Below are 23744 nucleotides of genomic sequence, written 5' to 3' on the forward strand. Positions count from 1 at the left end.
TCTAATCAGTACTCAGCAAATATGCCTTTCTTAATTAGCGAGCTGACTAGTATATCATAATGAAATAGTCTGTCAACTCTTTGTTCTAATTCGTGTCATCAAGTTATCTGGTTTATAAGTTTGTTAACCTATCCCTAGCTTCCCTTGGTGAGAGGCGTATTATATAGGTTTTAGGATGGGTGTCAAGAACTTATTTAAGATACTTGCATTTAGTTGCCAATGACCCTATATAAGCTTACTTAGAGACCATTATCAGAAAAATAACTATCAGCGCTTGATTGTCGGCTTTAATTAATTCACTATTTATCTTAATCCACTGCTACATCTAATGACTCAGTTATCAATACTTATCTAATGTAGATGACAAGTATGCGCTTGTCACCGGTATAATCGTTATTCATTACAAACCTTCCTATATATGATAGGTTTTATCGCACTATTAACTCACCTATCATATGATTAGTACCTTATTAGTAGTACGTCTTGTAGTAGTACGTTTTGACTTTTGCTACTCATAGCTTACAGATTGGACGATGCTTATCCCTTGCTATCTAGTGTTTATAGACAGTTTTTGCTATAATAGCTGCTTTTATAGCACGACTTAACGGCGCTGCCAGTTAACTGTATTTAAAGGGCGGGCCGCTATGTTTGATACTTTGGTAATTATTCATAATTAAGATGAATAATCATCCATCTCAATTATGCACGTTTAAAAAGTCATACTATTAGCTCTCAACATACCACGATGAGTGGTTATAATTTATGTAGTCTTGCGGTCATATGATTGATGGTTGCAATCATCACTGCCAACAGACTCAAAACAGGTGAATAGATTATGGTGGCGATTACTTTACCCGATGGTAGCGTAAAAAACTTCGAAGGCAACACGACTGTTATGGAAGTGGCGCAAAGTATTGGGCCAGGACTTGCCAAGGCAACGATTGCTGGGCGCGTAGACGGACATTTAGTTGATGCCAACGATCCTATTATTGCCGATGCTAAAGTCGAAATCGTTACTGCAAAAGATAATGATGGCGTTGATATCATTCGTCACTCTTGTGCGCATTTATTAGGTCATGCTGTTAAGCAGCTTTATCCTGATGTAAAAATGGTCATCGGTCCGGTCATTGATGAAGGCTTTTATTATGATATCTATAGTGAAACCCCATTCACACCTGAGCACATGGAAAAAATTGAAAAGCGCATGATGGAGCTGATCAAACAGGATTATGATGTTATTAAGAAAATGACACCACGCGATGAAGTGATTGATATCTTCAAATCACGCGGGGAAGATTATAAGCTGAAACTGATCAATGATATGCCGGGCGAAGATGCTTTTGGGTTATATTACCATCAAGAATATGTCGATATGTGCCGTGGTCCGCATGTACCGAATACACGATTTCTGAAGGTATTTAAACTGACCAAAATGAGCGGTGCTTATTGGCGCGGCGATGCCAAAAACGAGCAGTTACAGCGTATTTATGGTACGGCGTGGGCTGATAAGAAACAATTAAAAGCTTATATTCAGCGTATTGAAGAAGCTGAAAAGCGCGATCACCGTAAAATCGGTAAGGCGCTAAATTTATTCCATATGCAAGAACAAGCGCCAGGTATGGTGTTTTGGCATCCCAATGGTTGGACGATTTATCAAGTACTTGAGCAATATATGCGCAAAGTACAAAATGATAATGGCTATGAAGAAATCAAAACACCACAAATTGTCGATCGTAGCTTGTGGGAGCGTTCAGGTCACTGGGGTAACTATGCGACCAATATGTTCACCACTTCTAGCGAAAATCGTGATTATGCCATAAAGCCGATGAACTGCCCTTGTCACGTGCAAGTATTTAACCAAGGCTTGAAGTCTTACCGGGAATTGCCACTACGGATGGCCGAATTTGGCTCGTGTCACCGTAACGAACCATCAGGCTCATTGCATGGTTTGATGCGCGTACGTGGTTTTACCCAAGATGATGCGCATATCTTTTGCACGCAAGCGCAAATTCAACAAGAAGTGGCCGATTTTATCAAGCTTACTCTTGATGTCTATGATGATTTTGGTTTTAAAGACATCATTATGAAGCTGTCTACCCGTCCCGAAAAGCGCGTGGGTAGTGAAGAGGCTTGGGATTTTGCGGAAAAAGCGCTTGCTGACGCCCTTGATAGTTCAGGGCTAGACTGGGAATACCTACCTGGCGAGGGCGCATTTTATGGTCCTAAAATTGAATTTAGTCTCAAAGACTGCCTGGGTCGCGTCTGGCAGTGCGGTACTATTCAGGTCGATCCTAATATGCCTGAACGTCTCGATGCAGAATTCGTCAACGAACAAGGCGAGCGTGAAGTCCCGATTATGTTGCACCGCGCCATTTTAGGTTCGTTCGAGCGCTTTATCGGTATGCTCATCGAACACTATGCCGGTTGGATGCCAGTATGGCTTGCGCCGCAACAAGTGGTGGTGATGAATATCACTGATAAACAGTCCAAAACCTGTGAAAATGTCGTTAGTGAGTTGAAAAAAGCAGGCTTGCGCGCCATTAGTGACTTGCGTAACGAAAAGATTGGATTTAAGATACGAGAGAAAACATTAGAACGTATCCCCTATATGCTAGTATTAGGGGATAAGGAAGTCGAATCAGGCAGTGTCAATGTCCGAACTCGCGAAGGTGAAAACCTAGGCGTGATGAGCATTTCTGAATTTATCACATTAGTACAGACAGCTGTCGCCGAAAAAGGCCGACAGAATCAAAAAACAGATCAGGAGTAATACCTATTAAACAGTCAAACCGTTTGAACATCAACGAAGATATCAGTGCCAAAGAAGTCCGTCTGGTCAAAGAAGACGGCGAACAAATGGGCGTAGTCGATATTAATACCGCGATGAAAGCGGCACGTGAAGACAGTCTAGATTTGGTCGAACTGGTTCCTGAAGCCAAGCCGCCTGTATGTAAGATCATGGATTATAAGCATTTCCTCTATGATCAAAAGCAAAAGGCTAAAGAAGCTAAAAAGAACCAAAAGCAGACTCAGCTCAAAGAGATGAAACTGCGCCCTAGCACTGAAGAAGCTGACTATCAGGTTAAACTGAAAAAAGTCGTTAGCTTCTTAGAAGACCAAGACAAAGTTAAAATCAGTATTCGCTTTCGTGGTCGCGAGATGGCCCATCAAGATATCGGTCGTAAACAGCTTGAACGTATCATTGAAGACACTGCCGATATCTCAAACGTCGAACAATACCCAAAAATGGAAGGTCGCCAGATGGGTATGCTACTAGGTCCTACTAAGAAAAAATAGGCAGATGGCTAGGCTTTATTTAGCTCTCATAAAAACGTATTTGTATTTTTTGACCATCAATATGCTGCGGGATATCGATGGTTTTTTGCCATTAACTGTTTAATATTGCACGTCCTGTAATCGGCACTACTTTACAAAACCAACCTTCTTTAGCACCTAAGAACACGTTAATCTTAATAACTGGTAAACACCTCTCCATTATTATTTAATTTATAGTCTTTTAATTTAGTGCTTTTAGCTGGTTATACTTTAATCAACGCTACTTAGCCTTATAACGAACTTACTTAATAAGAAATATAAATATATGAAGTAAGACATTTAATATTTTAGTTATAGGAAATTTCATGCAAGAGTTGTCCCCACCAAAAAACGCCAATATCCCAGGTATTTCACTGACACCGCCTGCTGCTGTAAAAGAAGTACAAAAAAGTGAAGCGGATCAGATGGTCACGTTAGATGACAGCCAAGTTCCAGAGCTTGATGCCAAAGTTGACGCTTTCGTTGACAACGTTATCAATAACTCAGTGCACAGCTCAGACTTTCAGCAAAATATACAGTCTATTCATAACTTGGGTAACAAAGAAATCCGTGAATCGGCACAAATATCCAATCGCATGCTAGAGCTACCGGCCAAAAGTCTCAATGATAGCCTGTTCGACAACTCGCCCATTGCCAAATCACTTACTGAGCTGCGCGGTATTGTCGAGGACTTAGACCCCAGTAAAAAAGAGCTGACCCATTCGCGTAAATTGTTTGGTCTGATTCCATTTGGTAATAAAGTGCAAGATTATTTCCGCCAATATGAGTCTGCACAGTCGCATATCAATGCGGTGGTAACCAGCCTATATAATGGTAAAGATGAACTCCTCAAAGACAATGCCACGATTGAGCAAGAAAAAGTCAATATGTGGGAGCTGATGCAGTCGATTCGTCAATATATTTATGTTGGTAAAAAAATCGATGAGCAACTGGAACAAAAAGTTCATTCCGTTGAGGCAACTGACCCTGAAAAAGCGCGTATTATTAAAGAAGAGATGCTGTTCTATGTGCGCCAAAAGAATACCGACTTTTTAACGCAGCTGGCAGTTAACGTGCAAGGTTATTTAGCACTCGATACCATTCGTAAAAATAACTTAGAGCTCATTAAAGGGGTGGATCGCGCCACTACTACTACAGTGTCTGCCTTGCGTACAGCCGTAGTTGTTGCTCAAGCGATGACCAATCAAAAGCTGGTACTAGATCAAATCACAGCCTTAAATAAAACCACCAGTAGCTTGATCGAATCTACCTCTGAGATGCTTAAACGCCAATCTCTTGAGATTCATGAACAAGCGACTAGCAGCACTATTGAGCTTGATAAACTACAAAACGCTTTTAATAATGTCTATGACACCATGGATATGATCAGTAATTATAAGATTGAAGCCTTAGAAAGTATGAAACAAACGGTCAATACCTTGACCACTGAAGTAGATAAAGCACAAAAATACTTAGATAAATCGAACCAGACTACCGTGCTTGAAGTCTCGAAAGAGCTGGATAGTAAAAAGATAACAGATAAGTCTGGTACGGTCGATATCGATATTTAATGCCTTTACTTACTTAGAAGCGACAGATTATCGATAACACATAAGGTAATTGACGCAAGATATTGCAGCGTCGTTCGTGTTAAGATAGTCTTTATTAATAATCTTAAAAATAGATACGGTACTTTATGAGTTGGAATGATCCAAACGCTTCGGCTGAAGCCCAAAAATATGACAATCCTATCCCTAGTCGTGAGCTGATATTAAGCACGATTACTGCTCAGGGTGAAGTCACGCATCAGCAGTTGGCAAAAGCTTTTAATATTGATGATCCTGATCAATTTGATGCTTTAGGCAATCGCCTCAAAGCTATGGTTCGTGATGGACAAGTTAACCGCGATGGCCGTCCTTATCGCTATCGCACAGTGACCCAGCATGATGTCGTCAGCGGCACAGTATCCGCCCATCCTAAAGGCTTCGGTTTTGTATTGCTTAGAGATATGCCAGATTTGTTTTTACATGAAAAGCAAATGCGCTGGGTATTCAATGGCGACAAAGTTGATGCTATTGGTACTTCGACGGATAACCGTGGACGTACTGAAGGGCGTATCGTTGATGTGACTGAGCGTCATCAAAACCAGTTTATCGGTACGCTGGCTCAAGACGAAGACGGTTATTGCGTGGAGCTTGGTAGCCCAAACAACCATCAACCAATTTCAGTCACTGATGAAAACGTACAAGCCCTAGATGCTAAGCTTGGCAATCCAGTGAAAGTCGATGTCATTGATTGGCCTAATCAGCACGAATTTGCTACCGGTAAAATTGCTGAAGTCCTCACAGGCGATAACGATCGCGAGCTTATCATTGAGACGACGCTACTCAACTACGATATTCCTTTCGAGTTTAGTGAAGCGGCTCTTAAACAAGCCAATGACTACCAAGAACCGACTAATAAAGATTTAAAAGGTCGTACAGATTTACGTGAATTGCCGCTAGTTACTATTGATGGTGCAGATGCACGTGACTTTGATGATGCGGTATTCGCTGAAAAGCGTAGTGGTGGTAACTATCGCGTATTGGTTGCTATTGCTGATGTTAGCTATTATGTGACGCCAAACTCTGCGCTCGATCAAGAAGCTTATGAGCGCGGTACATCAGTATACTTCCCACATCGGGTGATTCCGATGCTACCTGAAGTATTATCAAATGGTCTGTGTTCATTAAACCCTGACGTTGATCGTTTGTGCATGGTCGCGGATATTAAAGTATCACGCGCCGGTAAAGTCACTGGTTATGAGTTTTATCCAGCGGTTATGAATTCACAAGCGCGTCTAACTTATGACCAAGTGAACGACTATTTCGCCAATCCAAAAGATGACAGCCTACCTAAGTCATTGACTGGTAATAAAGCGGTCAAAAAATCTGTTGATACGATGCATCAGCTGTACGAGCTACTACTCAAAAAACGTGAAGAACGTCATGCTATGGAATTTGAGACCGTTGAGACTTATATCGAATTCAACGAAAAAGGTGGTATCGCGGCTATCTTACCGCGCACACGTGGAGACGCGCATAAGCTTATCGAAGAATGCATGTTACTCGCTAATACTTGTGCCGCAAACTTTGCACTAAAAAACGAGCTGCCTGTTTTATACCGTAACCATGATAAGCCTGATGGCGAAAAGTCGATGCGTATTCATGAATATGCGAAGAACTTTGGCTTAAGCTTCCCTGAAGAGAATCCAACGCAAGAAGATTATCAGCGTATCATTGAAGCCACTAAAGACCGCCCTGATGCGATTAGCGTACATAGTATGTTATTGCGTTCAATGATGCAGGCGAATTATTCGCCTGATAATATCGGTCACTTTGGTTTGGCTTATGACGAATACAGTCACTTTACCTCGCCGATTCGTCGCTATCCTGACTTAATGCTGCATCGTGCCATTAAAGCTAAAGTTACTAATAGCAAACAACCAGTAATGGACTTCTCACTTGAAGGGGCAGGAACGCAAACGTCAGACACTGAGCGCCGTGCTGAAAAAGCATCACGCTTTGTAGAGTCATGGCTCAAGTGTCATTATATGAAAGATCATGTCGGCGAAGAGTTCGATGGTGTGGTCACGACTGTGACTAATTTCGGTCTATTTGTGACCTTAAAAGACCTATATATTGACGGTCTGGTGCATATCTCTAACGTTGGCGATGACTTCTTCGTCTATGACGAAAGACAACAGCAGCTTGTTGGCAAAGATAAAGGTACGTTATTTGGGCTTGGCGATTCGGTACGCGTAAAAGTCGCTGGGGTCAACATGGATCTGCTACAAATTGACTTTGACTTGCAGTCTAAGCTGCAATCTAGTGAGATGAACCGAACTGAAGCTAGCCCAACTAAGAAAAAACGTCGCCGTAGTAGTGGAAATGGTAGTAACGGCAATAGCAAAAAAAGCTAATTTGAGATAAATATTAAGAAGTAATAAAAAAGGCTAACATTATTGTTAGCCTTTTTTATTACTGTGGATTTAACGGTTATATGCGACTACTGCCCGCTGTCTATTTGTTCTAAACGCGCTTTATCCTTTTGCTGCGTTTGGTCCATCTGAGTGTTCACCTTATCAAGTATGGTTTTCGGTTGCTCGCCTAATGGTTTGCTATTAATATTGGTTGAGCTGCTTGTAGTATCAGTAAGGTTGGCAGAGTTAGCATTATCGATAGGGCTATCAGCTGATATTTCATTATTCAGTGCTGCTGCTTGCCTACTCTCGTAGCGATTGCCATTAATCATTTTAAAGCCCAGTAATAAGACCATACCTGCCAATGCGAAGATAATCAGATGTTTCAATTGCATGAATAATGTCTCGTATATTTAAAAATACATTTAATAGATATAAGTTATACTGCATTTTTCATGTCTATTTTATAGAAGAACTAATTTATATTTTATAGCATTACTATTCTTGCGGGCTGTTTTTATCTAATAAATCGGTCTCGTCTGAACTTTCAGCAATTTCTTGTTCCACCTTCTCCATTAGCTTTTCATCCGGACGGGCATCGAGTACGTCGTCGGCATTAGGCCCTTGTAAGATGTGTTTAGCCCGCGCCTTAGCAATTTTCTTATCTTTATCATCCACTGTAATTTCATTCAGGTCGGCCTCTCCTTCCTCTGCAGGCATCATCGGTTCTCTAGTAATTTCAGCACTGCTTTTACTTGCAAGGTTACCGTTTTGCATATGCCCAAGCACTTTTTCTAACTTATGATTAAAGCGCAGGCGATAAATAGGTTCGGGTAAGCTAAAGCCTTCGTTCTCTAAAGCATGCTTAGTCTCACGAATAGCAATACTGCGCGCTTTGGCGAAGTCAGTCTCTGACTGGTTAACCCAGACTTGAAATTCAAGAAGGATGTTGGAGTCACCAACTTCTGTGATAATGGCGATGGTTTTGGGAGTGTCCAATACAAAGTCTAACGTACATATCGCATCAATCCCGACCTTGATGGCTGCAAGTGGATCATCATTAGCATCAACGCCTAGCTCGAAAGTGAAGCGACGTTCAGGATTTTTAGTATAATTTAAGATGGTACTTTTAAAGACTTCAGCATTAGGAATACGTAGCTGATTGCCATCAAAAGTCATCAAAATTGTTGCTCTTGAGGTTAATCTCACCACAATGCCCTCTTGACCGTTGATGGCGATTTGGTCTCGAGCGCGAAACGGTTGGCGGATACTGAGCATCAGTGAGGCAATATAATTCTCGATCGTATCTTTGACGGCAAAACCGACGGCAATACCGATGACCCCTGCACCGCCAAGTAGCGTGCCTAAGATGGTCTCCGCACCGACTAGACTTAATGCTAATATTAAACCAAAGACAATAAAGATAACTTTGACCGTTTGCGATAATAGCTCAGCTACGAATGGATTCGGGGTCAAACGTTGCCACATCTTTTGTCGATTAGACAACCAACTGCCGAACCATACCACCACACCAAAAACCACAATACCGATCAATAATAATGGCAAAGCTTTGATTAGCGTTTTTCCTTGGGTTTTTAGCCCCTGATAAACCGTTGTAACATTGTCTTGCACATCAAGTGTTCGGTTAATCTTATCTTCTACTGTGACCACATCCGTTAGGCGATTGGTCAAATCAATGGCTTGCTGGGCCTTTTTCTCATTCGGAGTTTCGCCAGTTAAGCTCACTACTCCCTGGGTCACGCTGACGTTAATCGCTTGCAAGCCTTCAATTTCAGAAAAAATACCACTAATACGCTGACGGATATCGTTGTCTTTTTTCGGAGTCGGTGTGGTTTCAATTTGCGCATTATTAGTGCTCTCACCACTGATAACTGAGGGTGGAACAATGGGGGCAATGGGGGCGGGCGCACTAGATATAGTATCCCCATCTGCAGGGGCTTCTGATGCATCAGCTGCAGCGCTAATATCAGCAGAAGCATCGTCCGCAGGGGCATCTTTACCCGTGGTAGTTGCCGCCGCATTCGGTAACCCTAATGCTGTTGTAGTATCTGCCAATGCGGCACTAGCGGCATCGGGAACAGCATGGGCTGGCACGCCAGAAATAACGTTTAACAGCAGTATTTGACCCCACACAAGTAGTGCTCTATATAGCTGTTTGGATAGTCGTCTATACAAAAGTAAAAGGTCAAAATAAGCGGCCATAAGTATCCTTTATTAAGCGCTATTAAGATGATACGCTAGGTAAGCTGTTTATTTACGGTCCAAATAGCTCTGTGCCTCACCCAAATCTAGCGTGCCTTCATAGATAGCACGACCAGTGATGATGCCTTCAAGACAATCACCATAAGGCTTTAAAATTTTAATATCTTGCATATCAGTAACGCCGCCAGAAGCAATAACGGGCAGTCCACCTTCGCGCGCTAAATTAACTGTTTGCTCAACATTGACACCTTGCATCATGCCATCACGATTGATATCGGTATAGACAATCGAGGATACGCCAACATCAGCAAAGCGTTTGGCAAGCTCTGTGGCCTTAGTATCAGTGACATTTGCCCAACCATGAGTAGCAACCATGCCATCTTTGGCATCAATACCAACGATGATATTACCAGGGAATTCGCGGCAAGCTTCAGCAACAAACTCTGGATCTTCAACGGCTTTGGTACCGATAATAATATAAGTCAGACCAGCCGTAATATATTGCTCAATACTATGCATATTACGTACGCCGCCACCAAGCTGAATGGGCAGCTGCGGGAAAGCTTCGGCAATATCATGTACCACGCGCTTATGTACTGGTACACCATCAAAGGCACCGTTCAAATCGACTAAATGTAAGCGACGCGCCCCTTCTTTTACCCAACGCGCAGCCACCGCTACTGGGTCGTCAGAGAATACCGTATCATCCTCCATTCGCCCTTGTTTTAGGCGCACACACTTGCCATCTTTGAGATCAATAGCCGGAATAATCACAGGCGCAGCACACATATAGCACTCCTTATAAAATATATAAATAATGTTAGAAATAAAACAGAAAAACCAAATTTAAAATTAGAAATAAACGGTACAACCAGTGCCATTTAAGCGTGTTTTTAAAACCACCATAAATAGAAGTATAAATAAAAATATTTGTAGGCGTTTATCTAAGATTATACGTCGCTGATGCCTAGTTTTAGAAGTTACCTTCAGCATCAATATGAGATAAATTCAATTACTAACTGGCAATTTTAGGTTAATTTAGCGTATAATCCTAGGTAAATTTGTATTTGTTTCTATGTGAAAACAGCTTACTCTCTGATTACCATGTGGACGTTGTACACTCGTCATAAATGGCTGATCGATGTATGGCAGCTGATATACATCCCAAAACAACCCAATAAAATGATACATAACTTGTCATTATATTGGCCGTTATTTTGTTGAACGAATTCATCAATAAATACCGTTTAAGACGCTATCATAGGTCATTAAACACAGGTTAGATACCTTTTACAGGGCATCAATAGGTCATCTACTCCTAGATAATAAGCAGACTGGTCAGCACAGCTAAAGGCTAATTACTGTACTAGGGTGTCTTTTGACCCATTTGTCATCGAATGATAGCAAACAGCTATTACAAGTTTTAAGATTTCTATAAAACGTATGATAAAAATCGCTCTATATCTGGAGTAATCGCTTTTGGCAACTGGCTTTAAGCGTTTATCTGGTACTGAGCGCTTTATTGTGCATCTTGGTAGCCGGTCGCTTTTTTGGTAATTTGAATAAGACATTAACGTGTTGTTAAGGAGTCTAAGGTCAGCGTTAATACTCTTATCAGCAGTAATGCTCAAGCTTTGTACTTAGTGTTATTAGTCACTTTCCTATCGTAAGGAATCAATGATTAAACACTTTTAGCATCGTTTATGACTATTATTGTCGTTGTGCCAAACAGGACGTCTGGTATCGTTTTAGACTATGGACTAAGTTTTCGCTTATGATTACCATTAAGAAAGGTTTGGATTTGCCCATCACCGGTGAACCCTCCCGCGAGATATTTGAGCACAGACCCGCACAGGTGGCACTCATCGGCTACGATTATGTGGGCATGAAGCCTACTATGAACGTCAAAGAAGGCGACATCGTAGCCAAAGGTCAGCCCGTTTTTGAAGATAAAAAACATGTAGGCGTCATCTACACTGCTCCTGCTGCTGGCAAGGTCATCGCTATCAAACGCGGTGAGCGTCGTGTGTTTGAAAGTCTTGTGATTCAGGTTGACCCCAACGGTGAAGAAGTCGATTTTCAGAGTTATGACTCCCAGCAACTCGCTGACTTAGACTCTGATATCGTTGAAACCCAACTGCTTGCCTCTGGTGAATGGACGGCATTTCGCACGCGTCCCTTTAGCCGCTCCCCTGATATCGGTGCTCGTCCGCATGCCATCTTTGTCACTGCTATGGATACTAATCCACTAGCATTTGATCCGATGCTGCTAATTAACGAGCAACTACAAGCTTTCAATGATGGCTTAGCAGTATTATCGACATTGAGTCCAAAGACCTTTGTTAGCCATCATGGTGATGCCCAGCTGACGCCAGTACCGAAAACGGCTACTAATAATGTCACTGAGTATCATAGCTTTAAGGGTAAGCATCCGGCAGGCCTAGCAGGCACACATATTCACTTTTTGCACCCTATTGCTCGCGGCGTCAGCGTCTGGACCATTGGCTATCAAGATGTGATTGCTATCGGTAAATTATTTACCACTGGTCGTTTGTATACTCGTCGTCTGCTCAGCCTAGCTGGCCCTGCGGTTAAAAATCCGCATCTTATCGCCACCGAACGCGGTGCTGATATTACCGCATTGACCAAAGGTCAGCTGATTGAGGGTGATAACCGCATTATTTCAGGCTCAGTACTATCTGGTCGTAAGCTGTTCGCCAACGTTTCGTACCTTGGCCGCTTTCATGATCAAATCAGTGTTTTAGCGGAAGGCTATGAACGTCCTGCATTCCACTTTTTAACTCCCGGTAAAAACCGCTTTTCTAAATTGCCGATTTATATCTCGCAGTTTTTTGGCAAAAAGAAGTATAGCTTCACTACGACTACTAATGGCTCACCGCGTGCGATGGTGCCAATCGGGGTCTATGAAGAGGTTATGCCACAAGACTATCTGCCGACTCAGCTAATGCGCGCGCTGATCATCGAAGACATTATCACTGCAGTTGATTTAGGTGTCCTTGAATTGGACGAAGAAGATGTGGCGTTATGCACCTTCGTTTCTCCTGGTAAATATGAATACAGTGATATTTTGCGTGATAACTTAACGCGCATTGAGCTGGAGGGCTAACCACGATGAAATTTTTACACAATATGTTCGATCGTATGGAGCCGTCCTTTACCAAAGGTGGCAAGCACGAAAAGTACTATGCTCTTTTTGAGATGTTTGACACCTTTTTACGTCAACCAAGTTCAACGACGTTTACCTCATCACACGTGCGCGACGGTATTGACCTTAAGCGTATTATGATTACGGTATGGATGTGTACGTTCCCAGCAATGTTCTTTGGTATGTATAACGTCGGTCATCAGGCATTAACAGCAGTCGCTCAGCTTGGTCTGCAGCCTGAAGGCTGGCGTACTATTATCACTAGCATGGCCGGCTACAATCCCGATAGCATTTGGGCAAGCTTTGTATATGGGGCGATGCAGTTCTTGCCAATATATCTGGTCACTTTTGCGGTGGGTATTTTCTGTGAGATTATATTTGCTGTGGTTCGTGGACATGAGGTTAACGAAGGTTTCTTTGTAACCTCTGTATTGTATGCACTGATTTTGCCACCCGATATTCCACTATGGCAAGTGGCCTTAGGTATTATCTTCGGGGTGGTCGTCGCTAAAGAAGTATTTGGTGGTACGGGTAAAAACTTCCTTAACCCAGCCCTATCGGGTCGCGCATTCTTATACTTTGCGTATCCTGCTTATATGTCAGGCGACTCCGTATGGACCGCAGTCGATGGCTTCTCAGGGGCCACGCCTCTTGGTCTAGCAGCGCTTGGGGTGACTCCGGACAAATTCGTTGACGTTTATGGCCAAGCCATTACTTGGAGCGATGCCTTCTTAGGTAATATTCAAGGTAGTATTGGTGAGGTGTCGACCCTTGCCATTCTATTCGGTGCCGCTGTTCTACTGTGGACGCGTATTGCTTCCTGGCGCATTATGTTAGGCTGCGTGATTGGACTGATTGCCACGTCACTTGTCTTTAATATGATTGGCTCTGAGGACAACCTGATGATGAGCCTGCCGTTCTACTGGCACTTAGTCATCGGCGGTTTTGCGTTTGGTGTGGTGTTTATGGCAACTGATCCAGTATCAGCCGCGCATACCAATAAAGGTCGCTGGGCTTATGGTATTTTGATTGGCTTTATGACTGTATTAATTCGGGTAATCAACCCAGCTTTCCCAGAAGGCATCATGCTCGCTATTCTTTTTGCCAACTTATTTGCCCCTTTGTTTGACTACTTTGTTACCCAAGCAAATATCAAACGCCAAACTGCACGGAGGGTTCGTTATGTCCAAGCCCAAAAGTAATAATATGAAAACCATCAGCGTGGCGTTAACGCTATGTTTGGTGTGTTCAGTATTGGTTTCAGCAGCAGCCGTCGGTCTCAAGCCGGCGCAACTCGAGAATGCTCGTTTGGATCGCAATAAGAATATATTGGTCGCCGCTGGTATGTTTGATGCGGAAACTGATACCAATGAAGATGTCGCTGAGCGTTTTAAAGACTTCGATGTTGAAATCGTTGACTTAAACAAAGGTAATTACTTAGATGATGACGCCCTAAAGGCCGTTGGCATTGCAGATCGTAATACTTATGATACCAGTCAGGCCACTAAGAATAAGGCGTTAAGCGAAGACTTGGGCAGTAATGACCCTGCCAGTATTGGTCGTAAGCCTAAATATGCCAAAGTCTATGTAAAAAATGATGATGCCGGTCAGCCTGAAATGGTGGTGCTACCGATTCAAGGGTATGGTCTGTGGGGCACTATCTATGCTTTCTTAACGCTTGAGAGCGATATGAACACCATCAAAGGCATCAGCTTTTATGAGCATAAAGAAACCCCAGGCCTCGGCGCTCGCATCGAAGAGCCAAAATGGCGTGCGATGTGGAAAGGTATCCACTCTTATGATGAGAACGGCGACGTTGCTACTGGCGTGACCAAAGCTGGTAACCCAAAAGACAACTGGATCGATGGTATTAGTGGTGCGACTTTGACCAGCCGAGGCGTCAGTAACATGATTCAGTTTTGGTTGGGTGAGCAAGGGTATAAGCCTTATTTAGATCATGTGCGTGAAGAAACCGGTCAGACGATTGAAAATACTGACGTGCAAGCACAGCAAATCTCATATAAAAAGCTAGGCCAAAACCCAACTCAGAAAGAGACGCATTCCGTAACCGAGCTGGCATCAATAGCACCAGCAGCGCACGGCAAGGAGGCTTAACGTGGCTGATACAAAAAGTATTTTAGTTTCACCTATTTTTGATAACAATCCAATTGGCTTGCAAATATTAGGTATTTGTTCCGCATTGGCGGTCACTACTACCGTAGCTAATGCGTTGGTTATGAGTGTGGCATTGACCTTGGTGACGGCATTTTCGAGCTTCTTTATCTCGATTATCCGTAAACAGATTCCATCAAGTATCCGTATTATTGTACAGATGACTATTATTGCCTCCTTGGTTATTGTAGTTGATCAGATATTAAAAGCGGTGGCTTATGATGTCAGTAAAGGCCTGTCGGTCTTCGTTGGTTTGATTATCACCAACTGTATCGTTATGGGCCGTGCAGAAGCCTTTGCGATGAGCAATCCACCGGTGCCAAGCTTTTTAGATGGTATTGGTAATGGTATGGGCTACTCTGCTGTACTATTATTTGTGGCCACTATCCGTGAAATATTGGGCTCAGGTAGCTGGTTTGGTATGACGATATTACAACCAGCTACTGATGGCGGCTGGTATGTACCTAATGGCTTATTATTATTACCACCTTCAGCGTTCTTTATTATTGCGTTGTTTATCGTCATTATTCGTATTTGGAAACCAGAACAGGTTGAAGATGCTGAGTTCGTAATGAAGCCGCAATCTAAAGGTATGGCACATGGAGGCGGTCACTAATGGGACATTATCTTAGTTTATTTATAACCTCAGTCTTTATCGAGAATATGGCGCTGGCCTATTTTTTAGGCATGTGTACCTTTTTGGCGGTATCGAAAAAAGTGTCTACTGCTATTGGTCTTGGGGTTGCAGTGGTCTTTGTTATGGCGCTCACCGTGCCGCTGAACAATCTATTGTTCCAGTTTATTCTTAAAGATGGCGCGCTGGCGTGGGCAGGTTTTCCTGATATCGACTTAAGCTTTTTAGGCCTGCTCAGTTACATCGGTCTCATTGCTGCCGTCGTTCAGATTTTAGAGATGTTTCTCGACAAGTTTGTCCCGAGTCTGTACAACGCTCTTGGGGTGTTCTTGCCACTGATCACCGTTAACTGTGCCATCTTAGGTGGCGTACTATTTATGGTTGAGCGTGACTATAACTTTAGTGAATCGGTGGTATATGGCGCTGGTGCTGGGTTTGGTTGGGCGCTTGCCATTACAGTATTAGCCGGTATCCGTGAAAAGCTTAAATACTCAGACATTCCAGCACCGCTGCAGGGTCTTGGTATTACCTTTATTACGGTTGGCCTCATGGCACTAGGCTTTATGTCATTCGGTGGTATGACGATTTAAGCGCTTGTTTACTTAAATGCTTTTCTATTTAAGGGCTATTTATTTAAACACTTGCGCTTAAAACCATAATTAGTTATTTGACCTATTTAATTCATTTATTCGGTAGGGGCTCGGGACAAAACGCAATGACGTATCCCTGCACCCCTACCCCATAGATTAAGGATACATATCATGGATTATGCTACGGCGATTGGTGGCGTTGCTATGTTTACCTTGATCATCATGGGCTTGGTTGCCATTATTTTGATGGCGCGCTCAAGACTGGTCAGTTCAGGCGATGTGACTATTCACATTAATGATAATCCCGACAATGATGTGGTGACAGCAGCAGGCGGTAAGCTACTACAAACCCTTGCCAGTGAAGGTATATTTTTATCTTCAGCTTGTGGTGGTGGTGGTACGTGTGCTCAATGTCGCTGCCGTGTTATTGAAGGTGGTGGTTCTATTTTGCCCACCGAAGAAGGCTATTTTACCCAAGGTGAGATTCGCAATCATATGCGTCTCGCCTGTCAGGTAGCTGTCAAGCAAGACATGGAAATTGAGATTGATCCCGAATTCTTTGATGTACAAAAATGGGAATGTGAAGTTATCTCTAATGATAACGTTGCGACCTTTATTAAAGAACTGGTACTCAAAATTCCAGAAGGTGAAGAAGTTAACTTCCGCGCTGGTGGTTATGTGCAGTTAGAAGCACCGCCGCATGAGGTACATTATAAAGACTTCGATATCGATGAAGAATATCAAGAAGATTGGGATAAATTTGGCATCTTCAAGTATGTCTCAAAAGTTGATGAACCCGTTATTCGTGCTTACTCAATGGCCAACTATCCTGACGAAAAAGGCTTAATTAAGTTCAACATCCGTGTTGCTTCTCCGCCGCCGCGTGGTCCTGATGGTATTCCACCTGGTAAAATGTCTTCATGGACATTTAGTTTAAAACCGGGTGATAAAGTAACAGTATCTGGCCCTTATGGTGAATTCTTCGCCAAAAAGACTGAAGCTGAGATGATCTTTGTTGGTGGTGGCGCCGGTATGGCGCCTATGCGCTCACATATCTTCGACCAGCTCAAGCGTCTACATACAGATCGTAAAATCACCTTCTGGTATGGTGCGCGCTCTATTCGTGAGATGTTCTACGTTGAAGACTATGATCAACTAGAAGAAGAGTTCGATAACTTTGAGTGGCATGTGGCCTTGTCAGATCCGCTTCCAGAAGATAATTGGGATGGCCCTACCGGCTTTATTCATAACGTCTTGTTAGAAGAGTATCTAAAAGACCATCCAAACCCAGAAGATTGTGAATATTACATGTGCGGGCCACCGATGATGAACGCGGCGGTAATCGATATGTTACATAGTTTAGGTGTGGAAGACGAAAACATCATGCTTGATGACTTTGGCGGTTAAGTCGCTTGGTGACTCTGGCGGTCAAGCGAACACGATTAGCTTGATAATATATGTTAAATTAAGAGTCTCAACTGAGGCTCTTTTTTATGGGCGAAATTTAATAGCAACCCTGTATTATTATTAAAGAAAAACGCAGCAAAGCTCTTAGAAAAGATCTCCCCTTATAACGAATAAACCGGCTTAAATACATACAAACCTTTAACCAGATAAGAAAGGACTCTTATGAAAACAAAATTTAAAGACCTAACCATTTGGATAACAGGTGCATCCAGTGGCCTTGGAGAAGCCCTATCAGTTGAGCTTGCCAAACGAGGTGCAAGAATTATTTTGAGTGGTCGTAATAGTGAAAAACTAGAAGCCGTCAAGAAACGGTGTAAAAAGTCGCATAAACATATTGTAGTACCGTTTGATATCAGTGATGCCGATCAAGCAAAAAAAGCTTATCAAGCTGCGAAAGCGCAAGCAGGAAAAATCGATTGGCTTATTAATAATGCTGGCATCAGTCAACGCTCGTTAATCATAGAAACCACCGAGGAGGTTGAGCGTCAATTAATGGAGATAGACTACTTTGCGCAAACGCGTCTGACAAGATTAGTATTGCCCGATATGATCGCTCAAGGGCGCGGCAAAGTGGTGATGGTATCAAGTATAGCCGGCCTACTCGGTACACAATATCGCGGGGCATATGGCGCTGCCAAAGCTGCTATCCACATGTGGGCAAACAGTCTGCGAGCTGAATTACACGATCAAGGGATAGAGGTGGCAACTGTATTTCCAGGGTTTATCCAAACCAATGTATCTATCAACGCTTTAACTTGGGATGGTACGGCGCAAGGTACTATGGATGACGCTACCAATAAAGGACTAACCGCTACAGCATTTGCTAAGCACGTCACCAAAGCATTAATAAAAGGTGAAGAATATGTTATTGCCGCAGGTAAAAAAGAAAAGCTTGCGATGATGGTTAATCGCTTATCGCCTCCAAAGCTTTATAAACTGATCCGTAAGTCTAAAGTTAAATAGCCAAGTTAAATAATTAAAACAATCAATTTGCGTCTCGCTTATTGTGTTTATTAGGGTTAAGGGGTGTAAGATGGGTAAAATTTATTTGCAATGACATTCATCCCTTACTCTATCTCCTACTTTATATCAAATACCCTTATGACAAATTTAGCGCAGTTCTCACACTATAACTCTCCTAGTAGCACAATCACTAATAAAACCATTTTTGGTGCAATTGGTGTTGCCACTCTTTTGAGCCTCACCGCCTGCCAGCAAACGCCTGATTATAATTATTTGAGCGGCGAGACTATGGGTACCAGCTACCATATTAGCTATCAGTTGCCCGAAGGTGCGGATGAAGTGGCCATTCAATCGGCAATCGATGAACGCTTACAACAGATTAATGACAGTATGTCGACCTATCAAGATGACGCTACTATATCAAAATTTAATCGCTTAGCTAAAGACACGCCGATTACAATTGATGCCGATTTTAGCCATGTAATGGAAGTCTCACGGCAAGTTTATAAGCAATCAGGCGGCGCATTTGATCCTACCGTCATGCCACTTATTGAGACTTGGGGCTTTGGCAGCACTATGACTGTTGAGCGTTTGCAGAGCCCACCAAACGCTGCTGAAATTGCACAAGCTCGCGCCTTGGTAGATTTTGAGGGCGTGATACAAAAAGACCAAAGCATTTATAAAACCAAAGACGGTATCGCCCTTGATTTTTCGGCTGTGGCTAAAGGCTATGGCGTCGATGTGATAGCCGATGTCCTCAAAAACAGCTATCAGATTCGCAATTATATGGTTGAGATTGGTGGTGAGGTGGCAACATCAGGCGTTAGTAGTCAGCAGCAACCATGGCAAATCGCCATTGATGCCCCGATCGAAGGCAGTACCGTTAGTGAGCGCCAAACGATTGCAGCTATTCGTCAGCCTATAATTAACGGCAATAAAATGGCTTTAGCGACATCTGGCAACTATCGCAACTCAGTCATGTTCGCAGGTAAGCATTATAGCCATACTATTGATCCTACCACCGGTGAGCCTATCGTAGGTGGTGCGCCTTCGGTGACTGTCGTTGCCGAATCAGTGGCGCATGCCGATGCATGGGCAACGGCATTAACAGCCATGCCTTATGCCAAAGCATTGAAGACGGCTGAAAAACAAAATATAGCCGCGCTATTTATAATACTGGCTGATGGTGTTAAAGCAGATGCAGCCACTGATAATATCGATGATTGGCAAGTGGTACAAACGCCTGCTATGGAAACTTTACGTTCTGGGCAAGCCAATTAGGTGTCAGTATATTTTTTGAGCGAAGATGTAAATTTTGAATAATTTAAATAGAAAGGTATCAAATAATTATATTTAACAACCCTACATAGTTAATATTAATTATGTAGGGTTGTATGATATTTTATGAGGTGTTATTACTCTAACCTTACTATTAGTTATAATTATTGTAAATAAGTTATTATATAGCTTTTTATCAAAGTGATATCAAAGTGTTCTTACACTAAGGATATGAGATGATTTATTCATTAATGGCGGTATTCTTTGTTTTGGGCTATATTGCTATTGCTTTAGAGCATAACCTGCATGTCGATAAAGCAGCTTCTGCTCTGCTCACTGCGATTATTGTTTGGACACTGCTTGTTATTGGTTCAGATACTTTGCTTGCAGGCCAACTCGTCAACGGTCTTGACGCTACTACATTGATAAACACCGAACTTAGGCATCACCTAGCAGAAATCGCTGAAATTTTGTTTTTCTTGATGGGTGCTATGGTAATCGTTGAATTAATCGATGCGCATGATGGTTTTTCTGCTATTACCAACCGTATTCACACTACTAGTGCAGTCAAGCTTTTATGGACGATTGGCACACTCACATTCTTCTTTTCCGCGCTGTTAGATAACCTTACTACTGTCATCGTTATGATCTCTTTACTGCGTAAGTTGGTGGCAGATAAAGAACTGCGTTGGTGGTTTGTAGGTACAGTTGTAGTATGTGCCAACGCCGGCGGTGCCTGGTCACCAATTGGTGATGTGACCACCACTATGCTTTGGATTGGTAACCAAATTACAGCCAGTAACATCATTGTTGATTTAATCTTACCAAGCTTAGTTACTGCCATTTTGCCGCTGATAGTATTGACATTTATGTTCAAAGGCAAAGAAGTACACCGTCCAAAACCGATTAAAGCACCAATCCAGTCATCTAATAGTAATTACCTTGGCAACTATGTCAACGAGCAAGCTTCTGCGATGGTAATGGATACGTCAAATTCGTACACATTTAGCGTGCCTACAACTGAGGCAAATGACAGCGCGATAGTAGATCCTCTTGACACAGTTACCAGTAAAACGCGCATTAGTGTACTGGCATTAGGTTTAGGGGCGCTCGCATTTGTGCCAGTGTTTAAGACCTTAACCCACTTACCGCCTTATATGGGTATCTTATTTGGGGTAGGTGTACTTTGGGTATTTACTGAGCTTGTGCATCGTAATGATGATTGGGATATCAAACAACGTATGACCGTCGTTGGCGTGCTTACCCGTGTTGATATGTCTAGTATTCTATTCTTTTTAGGTATTTTGTTGGCAGTAGCTGGGCTAGCTACTGCCGGTCACTTAACCAATATAGCAACTTGGCTTGATAACACCTTTAGTAGCTTATATACCATTAACGTTTTAATCGGTCTTATGTCAGCACTAGTAGATAACGTACCTCTGGTAGCCGGTGCTATGAAAATGTATCCACTACTTAACGATTCCGCCATGGCCGGGTTAACTGGTAGTGAGTTGGCGCGTCAAAGTCAGTTTTTACAAGATGGTGCATTTTGGCACTTTTTGGCCTACTGTGCGGGAACTGGTGGTAGCTGCTTAATAATTGGTTCAGCTGCTGGGGTTGCTGCTATGGGAATGGAGAAGATATCATTTATGTGGTATCTCAAGCATATCAGTGGACTGGCTCTTATTGGTTACTTAGCAGGCGCTGGCGCATACATTGCTATCCATGTTATGTAGCTATTTATGGCCAACTGTGTCTCCCTGATGTGCATACGCATTATTTATGCTAGCTATATATGGTAAAATAAAGCTATACACTCAATGACTGCCAGCCGTGGCAGGCCATTCATAATAAGCCGAGGTTACCCCATGCTTAGCCAACTACTACCAATGCTTGCTATCACCTTTACCGTATTCGTATTATTTTTTATCTTTATGGGTATTGGTTATATGTTCAAAAAACAGCCCCTCAGAGGGTCTTGTGGCGGCGTTGCCAAATTAATGGGCAATGAAAAATGCTCATACTGTGGCGATGATCCTAACAAGTGCGACTCTATGACCACAGATCAGCAAATGAATGCCGCCAAGTCAGCTCAATTAGGTAGACCTGCATTATAACCACAGTTATAATCCGCATAATTCTTGAGCCGCTTATTCTTTAGCGGCTCATTTATTTGTAAGGTTACTCAAAGAGTGTTAAAAACGCTTATCAATAACGTCTTGTAACCTTGTATAGCTTGTAATAATGGCTTTTAGTTACCATACGTTGATAGTAGTCCTCTGCATCTGCTCTTATAATAGCGTTAAATCCTATTCAAGACCCAGTTAATCTAGATAAGCTTCAATCGCTTCCTGTGATACCTTATTATAGAAGCCGTCTTTATTAAATATTTTCATTCACTGTTTTTTACCAGCTGTCTTTATTAAATAGATGTATTCCAACATTTTGTTCAACCCTATATGATTTGCTTTCTGCAAAATTTTATACAATTCTGACCGAGCTGTCAGTCATCATCTCGGTGCAATTTTTTGGGTGTTATTTTGCGAATGGCGGTTCACCGGCGCTCGGAAATGACGTGTCCTTTTTCTTATTTTGATTGTTGTGTTGCTATGTCTACCCCTTCTAATTTACAATCCAAGCCCTCCACGGATAAGCTGAAAGTGTTTAACCCGCCCTCTTCAAAGTTTACTTTTTGGTTGGTGCTCTGCGCCATGATTTTGCTGGGTACCAATATGCGTGCGCCTATTGTAGCGCTCGGCTCTATTGCACCCGTCGTACAGGCTGCCCTTAATATCTCCGAGACTCAAATCGGTTGGCTGGGCGCAGTACCGATGCTAACCTTTGCCGTTGGCGCGCTGATTTCACCAACAATTGGTAAGCGTTTTGGGATTGAAAATACCTTAATTGCCATGATTGTGCTGCTGACCGCAGGTATGGTCGTTCGTGCCGCTATTCCAACTTGGATTGGATTTTTGAGCGGTACGCTCATGCTGACCTTAGCCATAGGTTTTGCGAATACCTTAGCCGCTCCAGTGATTAAGCAGCGCACGCCTAAACATATTCCACTGGTTACGGGTCTGTTCAGTCTGACGATGACGGTGACCGCAGGAATAGTCGCCGGCGTGGTATTGCCGCTATCTGAATGGGTAGGATGGCAGTGGGCACTTGGTGGTTGGTCATTTTTAGGTATTTTTGCGATTATTATTTGGGTATTTTTACGCCTGCGTTTAGGCTCATCTAGTGATCAAGCCCCTGTCCTCGCGTCGCCCGGTTCTTCCGATATTTCCGTGTGGCGTACTGCTTTTGCGTGGCAGATTGCTATTTTTATGGGCTTACAGTCGTTATTATTTTATACCGTTGCCAGCTTTTTACCGTCTATATGGGTAAGTAAAGGACTAACTGCAGTAAAAGCCGGACAGATGGGTTCGATGTTTCAGTTTATGGCACCAGTGGCAATTTTAAGCTTAACGTGGCTGGTCAATCGTGGTCGCCCTATTCAAGCCTTGGCAGTATTTGCCGCGGTTCTGAACGTTATTGGTGTCTTGGGAATCAGCTACTTGTCCACTGACCTAGCATGGTTATGGTCAGGTATTATGGGTGCTGGTTGCTCGGCGATGTTTACCTTGAGTATGATATTGTTTTCCCTGCGTACATATACCACCAATCAAGCCAGTGAGCTGTCCGGTATGGCGCAAGCGGTCGGTTATATCATTGCTTTCTTTGGCCCATTGGGTACAGGCTGGCTACATGAAGCGACTGGTAACTGGGACTTGCCGCTACTGTTGATTCTAGTGTTAATGATTATCAACGTTGGTGTGGCTTGGTTAGTCGGTCGTCCGGTGATGGTTGATGGTAAAAAGATTTAATAGCTCTCGTTAATAAGTAACAAGTACGCTTTGCAGTCTAATATAGACTGCAAAAATAGTACGATAAAAATATTAGGCGGGTTAGGCATTCACAATTAAACACTGTTGA

18 protein-coding genes are annotated in these 23744 nt (G+C 42.8%); 15 read left to right on the forward strand and 3 right to left on the reverse strand.

The window, feature by feature from the left end; all coding sequences use genetic code 11:
* The first annotated feature begins 835 nt into the window (after nt 1–835).
* The 4 genes from thrS to rnr all read left to right on the forward strand — a co-directional run bounded on the left by thrS (nt 836) and on the right by rnr (nt 7276).
* Nucleotides 836–2770: a threonine--tRNA ligase gene (gene thrS / locus JMY06_RS09125; RefSeq protein WP_201617993.1), complete on the forward strand. Its 1935-nt coding sequence runs from the start codon at nt 836–838 to the stop codon at nt 2768–2770.
* 23 nt (nt 2771–2793) lie between these two features.
* A complete protein-coding gene (gene infC / locus JMY06_RS09130) occupies nt 2794–3297 on the forward strand; it encodes a translation initiation factor IF-3 (protein ID WP_201529288.1) in 504 nt (167 codons plus the stop codon).
* Between the two features lie 344 nt (nt 3298–3641).
* Nucleotides 3642–4886 (forward strand): toxic anion resistance protein, encoded by a 1245-nt coding sequence (locus JMY06_RS09135; RefSeq protein ID WP_201529290.1) that lies wholly within the window; start codon nt 3642–3644, stop codon nt 4884–4886.
* Nucleotides 4887–5011: 125 nt separating this feature from the next.
* Nucleotides 5012–7276, forward strand: a complete 2265-nt coding sequence (rnr, locus tag JMY06_RS09140) for a ribonuclease R (protein ID WP_201617994.1) — start codon at nt 5012–5014, stop codon at nt 7274–7276.
* An 86-nt stretch (nt 7277–7362) separates the two neighbouring features.
* Here rnr and JMY06_RS09145 read toward each other — a convergent pair whose 3' ends face one another.
* The 3 genes from JMY06_RS09145 to hisA form a co-directional block, all read right to left on the reverse strand.
* Nucleotides 7363–7671 (reverse strand): hypothetical protein, encoded by a 309-nt coding sequence (locus JMY06_RS09145; protein WP_201617995.1) that lies wholly within the window; start codon nt 7669–7671, stop codon nt 7363–7365.
* Between the two features lie 103 nt (nt 7672–7774).
* The gene (locus tag JMY06_RS09150; protein WP_201617996.1) at nt 7775–9499 is read right to left on the reverse strand and encodes a mechanosensitive ion channel family protein; all 1725 of its coding nucleotides are present in this window, start codon (nt 9497–9499) and stop codon (nt 7775–7777) included.
* Between the two features lie 48 nt (nt 9500–9547).
* The gene (hisA, locus tag JMY06_RS09155) at nt 9548–10288 is read right to left on the reverse strand and encodes a 1-(5-phosphoribosyl)-5-[(5-phosphoribosylamino)methylideneamino]imidazole-4-carboxamide isomerase (RefSeq protein ID WP_201617997.1); all 741 of its coding nucleotides are present in this window, start codon (nt 10286–10288) and stop codon (nt 9548–9550) included.
* A gap of 985 nt (nt 10289–11273) precedes the next feature.
* Here hisA and JMY06_RS09160 point away from each other — a divergent pair.
* From JMY06_RS09160 to JMY06_RS09210, 11 genes are all read left to right on the forward strand, one after another.
* The gene (locus JMY06_RS09160) at nt 11274–12626 is read left to right on the forward strand and encodes a Na(+)-translocating NADH-quinone reductase subunit A (RefSeq protein ID WP_201617998.1); all 1353 of its coding nucleotides are present in this window, start codon (nt 11274–11276) and stop codon (nt 12624–12626) included.
* 5 nt (nt 12627–12631) lie between these two features.
* Nucleotides 12632–13867 carry an NADH:ubiquinone reductase (Na(+)-transporting) subunit B gene (locus tag JMY06_RS09165; RefSeq protein WP_201617999.1) on the forward strand — a complete coding sequence of 412 codons (1236 nt, stop codon included), beginning with the start codon at nt 12632–12634 and terminating at the stop codon, nt 13865–13867.
* The gene (locus JMY06_RS09170; RefSeq protein ID WP_201618000.1) at nt 13848–14780 is read left to right on the forward strand and encodes a Na(+)-translocating NADH-quinone reductase subunit C; all 933 of its coding nucleotides are present in this window, start codon (nt 13848–13850) and stop codon (nt 14778–14780) included. The genes JMY06_RS09165 and JMY06_RS09170 overlap by 20 nt, the downstream gene beginning before the upstream one ends.
* A gap of 1 nt (nt 14781) precedes the next feature.
* A complete protein-coding gene (locus JMY06_RS09175) occupies nt 14782–15453 on the forward strand; it encodes an NADH:ubiquinone reductase (Na(+)-transporting) subunit D (protein WP_201529306.1) in 672 nt (223 codons plus the stop codon).
* Nucleotides 15453–16061: an NADH:ubiquinone reductase (Na(+)-transporting) subunit E gene (gene nqrE, locus JMY06_RS09180; protein WP_201529308.1), complete on the forward strand. Its 609-nt coding sequence runs from the start codon at nt 15453–15455 to the stop codon at nt 16059–16061. Before JMY06_RS09175 ends, nqrE begins: the two co-directional genes overlap by 1 nt.
* 171 nt (nt 16062–16232) lie before the next feature.
* The gene (gene nqrF / locus JMY06_RS09185) at nt 16233–17468 is read left to right on the forward strand and encodes an NADH:ubiquinone reductase (Na(+)-transporting) subunit F (RefSeq protein WP_201529310.1); all 1236 of its coding nucleotides are present in this window, start codon (nt 16233–16235) and stop codon (nt 17466–17468) included.
* 222 nt (nt 17469–17690) lie between these two features.
* The gene (locus JMY06_RS09190) at nt 17691–18491 is read left to right on the forward strand and encodes an SDR family NAD(P)-dependent oxidoreductase (protein ID WP_201618001.1); all 801 of its coding nucleotides are present in this window, start codon (nt 17691–17693) and stop codon (nt 18489–18491) included.
* 138 nt (nt 18492–18629) lie between these two features.
* A complete protein-coding gene (locus JMY06_RS09195) occupies nt 18630–19772 on the forward strand; it encodes an FAD:protein FMN transferase (protein ID WP_201618002.1) in 1143 nt (380 codons plus the stop codon).
* 233 nt (nt 19773–20005) lie between these two features.
* Entirely contained in the window at nt 20006–21505 is a 1500-nt protein-coding gene (nhaD, locus tag JMY06_RS09200; RefSeq protein WP_201618003.1) for a sodium:proton antiporter NhaD, read from the forward strand.
* A gap of 132 nt (nt 21506–21637) precedes the next feature.
* Nucleotides 21638–21886 carry a (Na+)-NQR maturation NqrM gene (nqrM, locus tag JMY06_RS09205; protein ID WP_201618004.1) on the forward strand — a complete coding sequence of 83 codons (249 nt, stop codon included), beginning with the start codon at nt 21638–21640 and terminating at the stop codon, nt 21884–21886.
* Between the two features lie 492 nt (nt 21887–22378).
* Nucleotides 22379–23635, forward strand: a complete 1257-nt coding sequence (locus JMY06_RS09210; protein WP_227672266.1) for a CynX/NimT family MFS transporter — start codon at nt 22379–22381, stop codon at nt 23633–23635.
* Nucleotides 23636–23744 lie beyond the last annotated feature (109 nt).

The sequence above is a fragment of the Psychrobacter urativorans genome (assembly GCF_904846675.1).
GTDB classification, from domain to species: domain Bacteria; phylum Pseudomonadota; class Gammaproteobacteria; order Pseudomonadales; family Moraxellaceae; genus Psychrobacter; species Psychrobacter urativorans_B.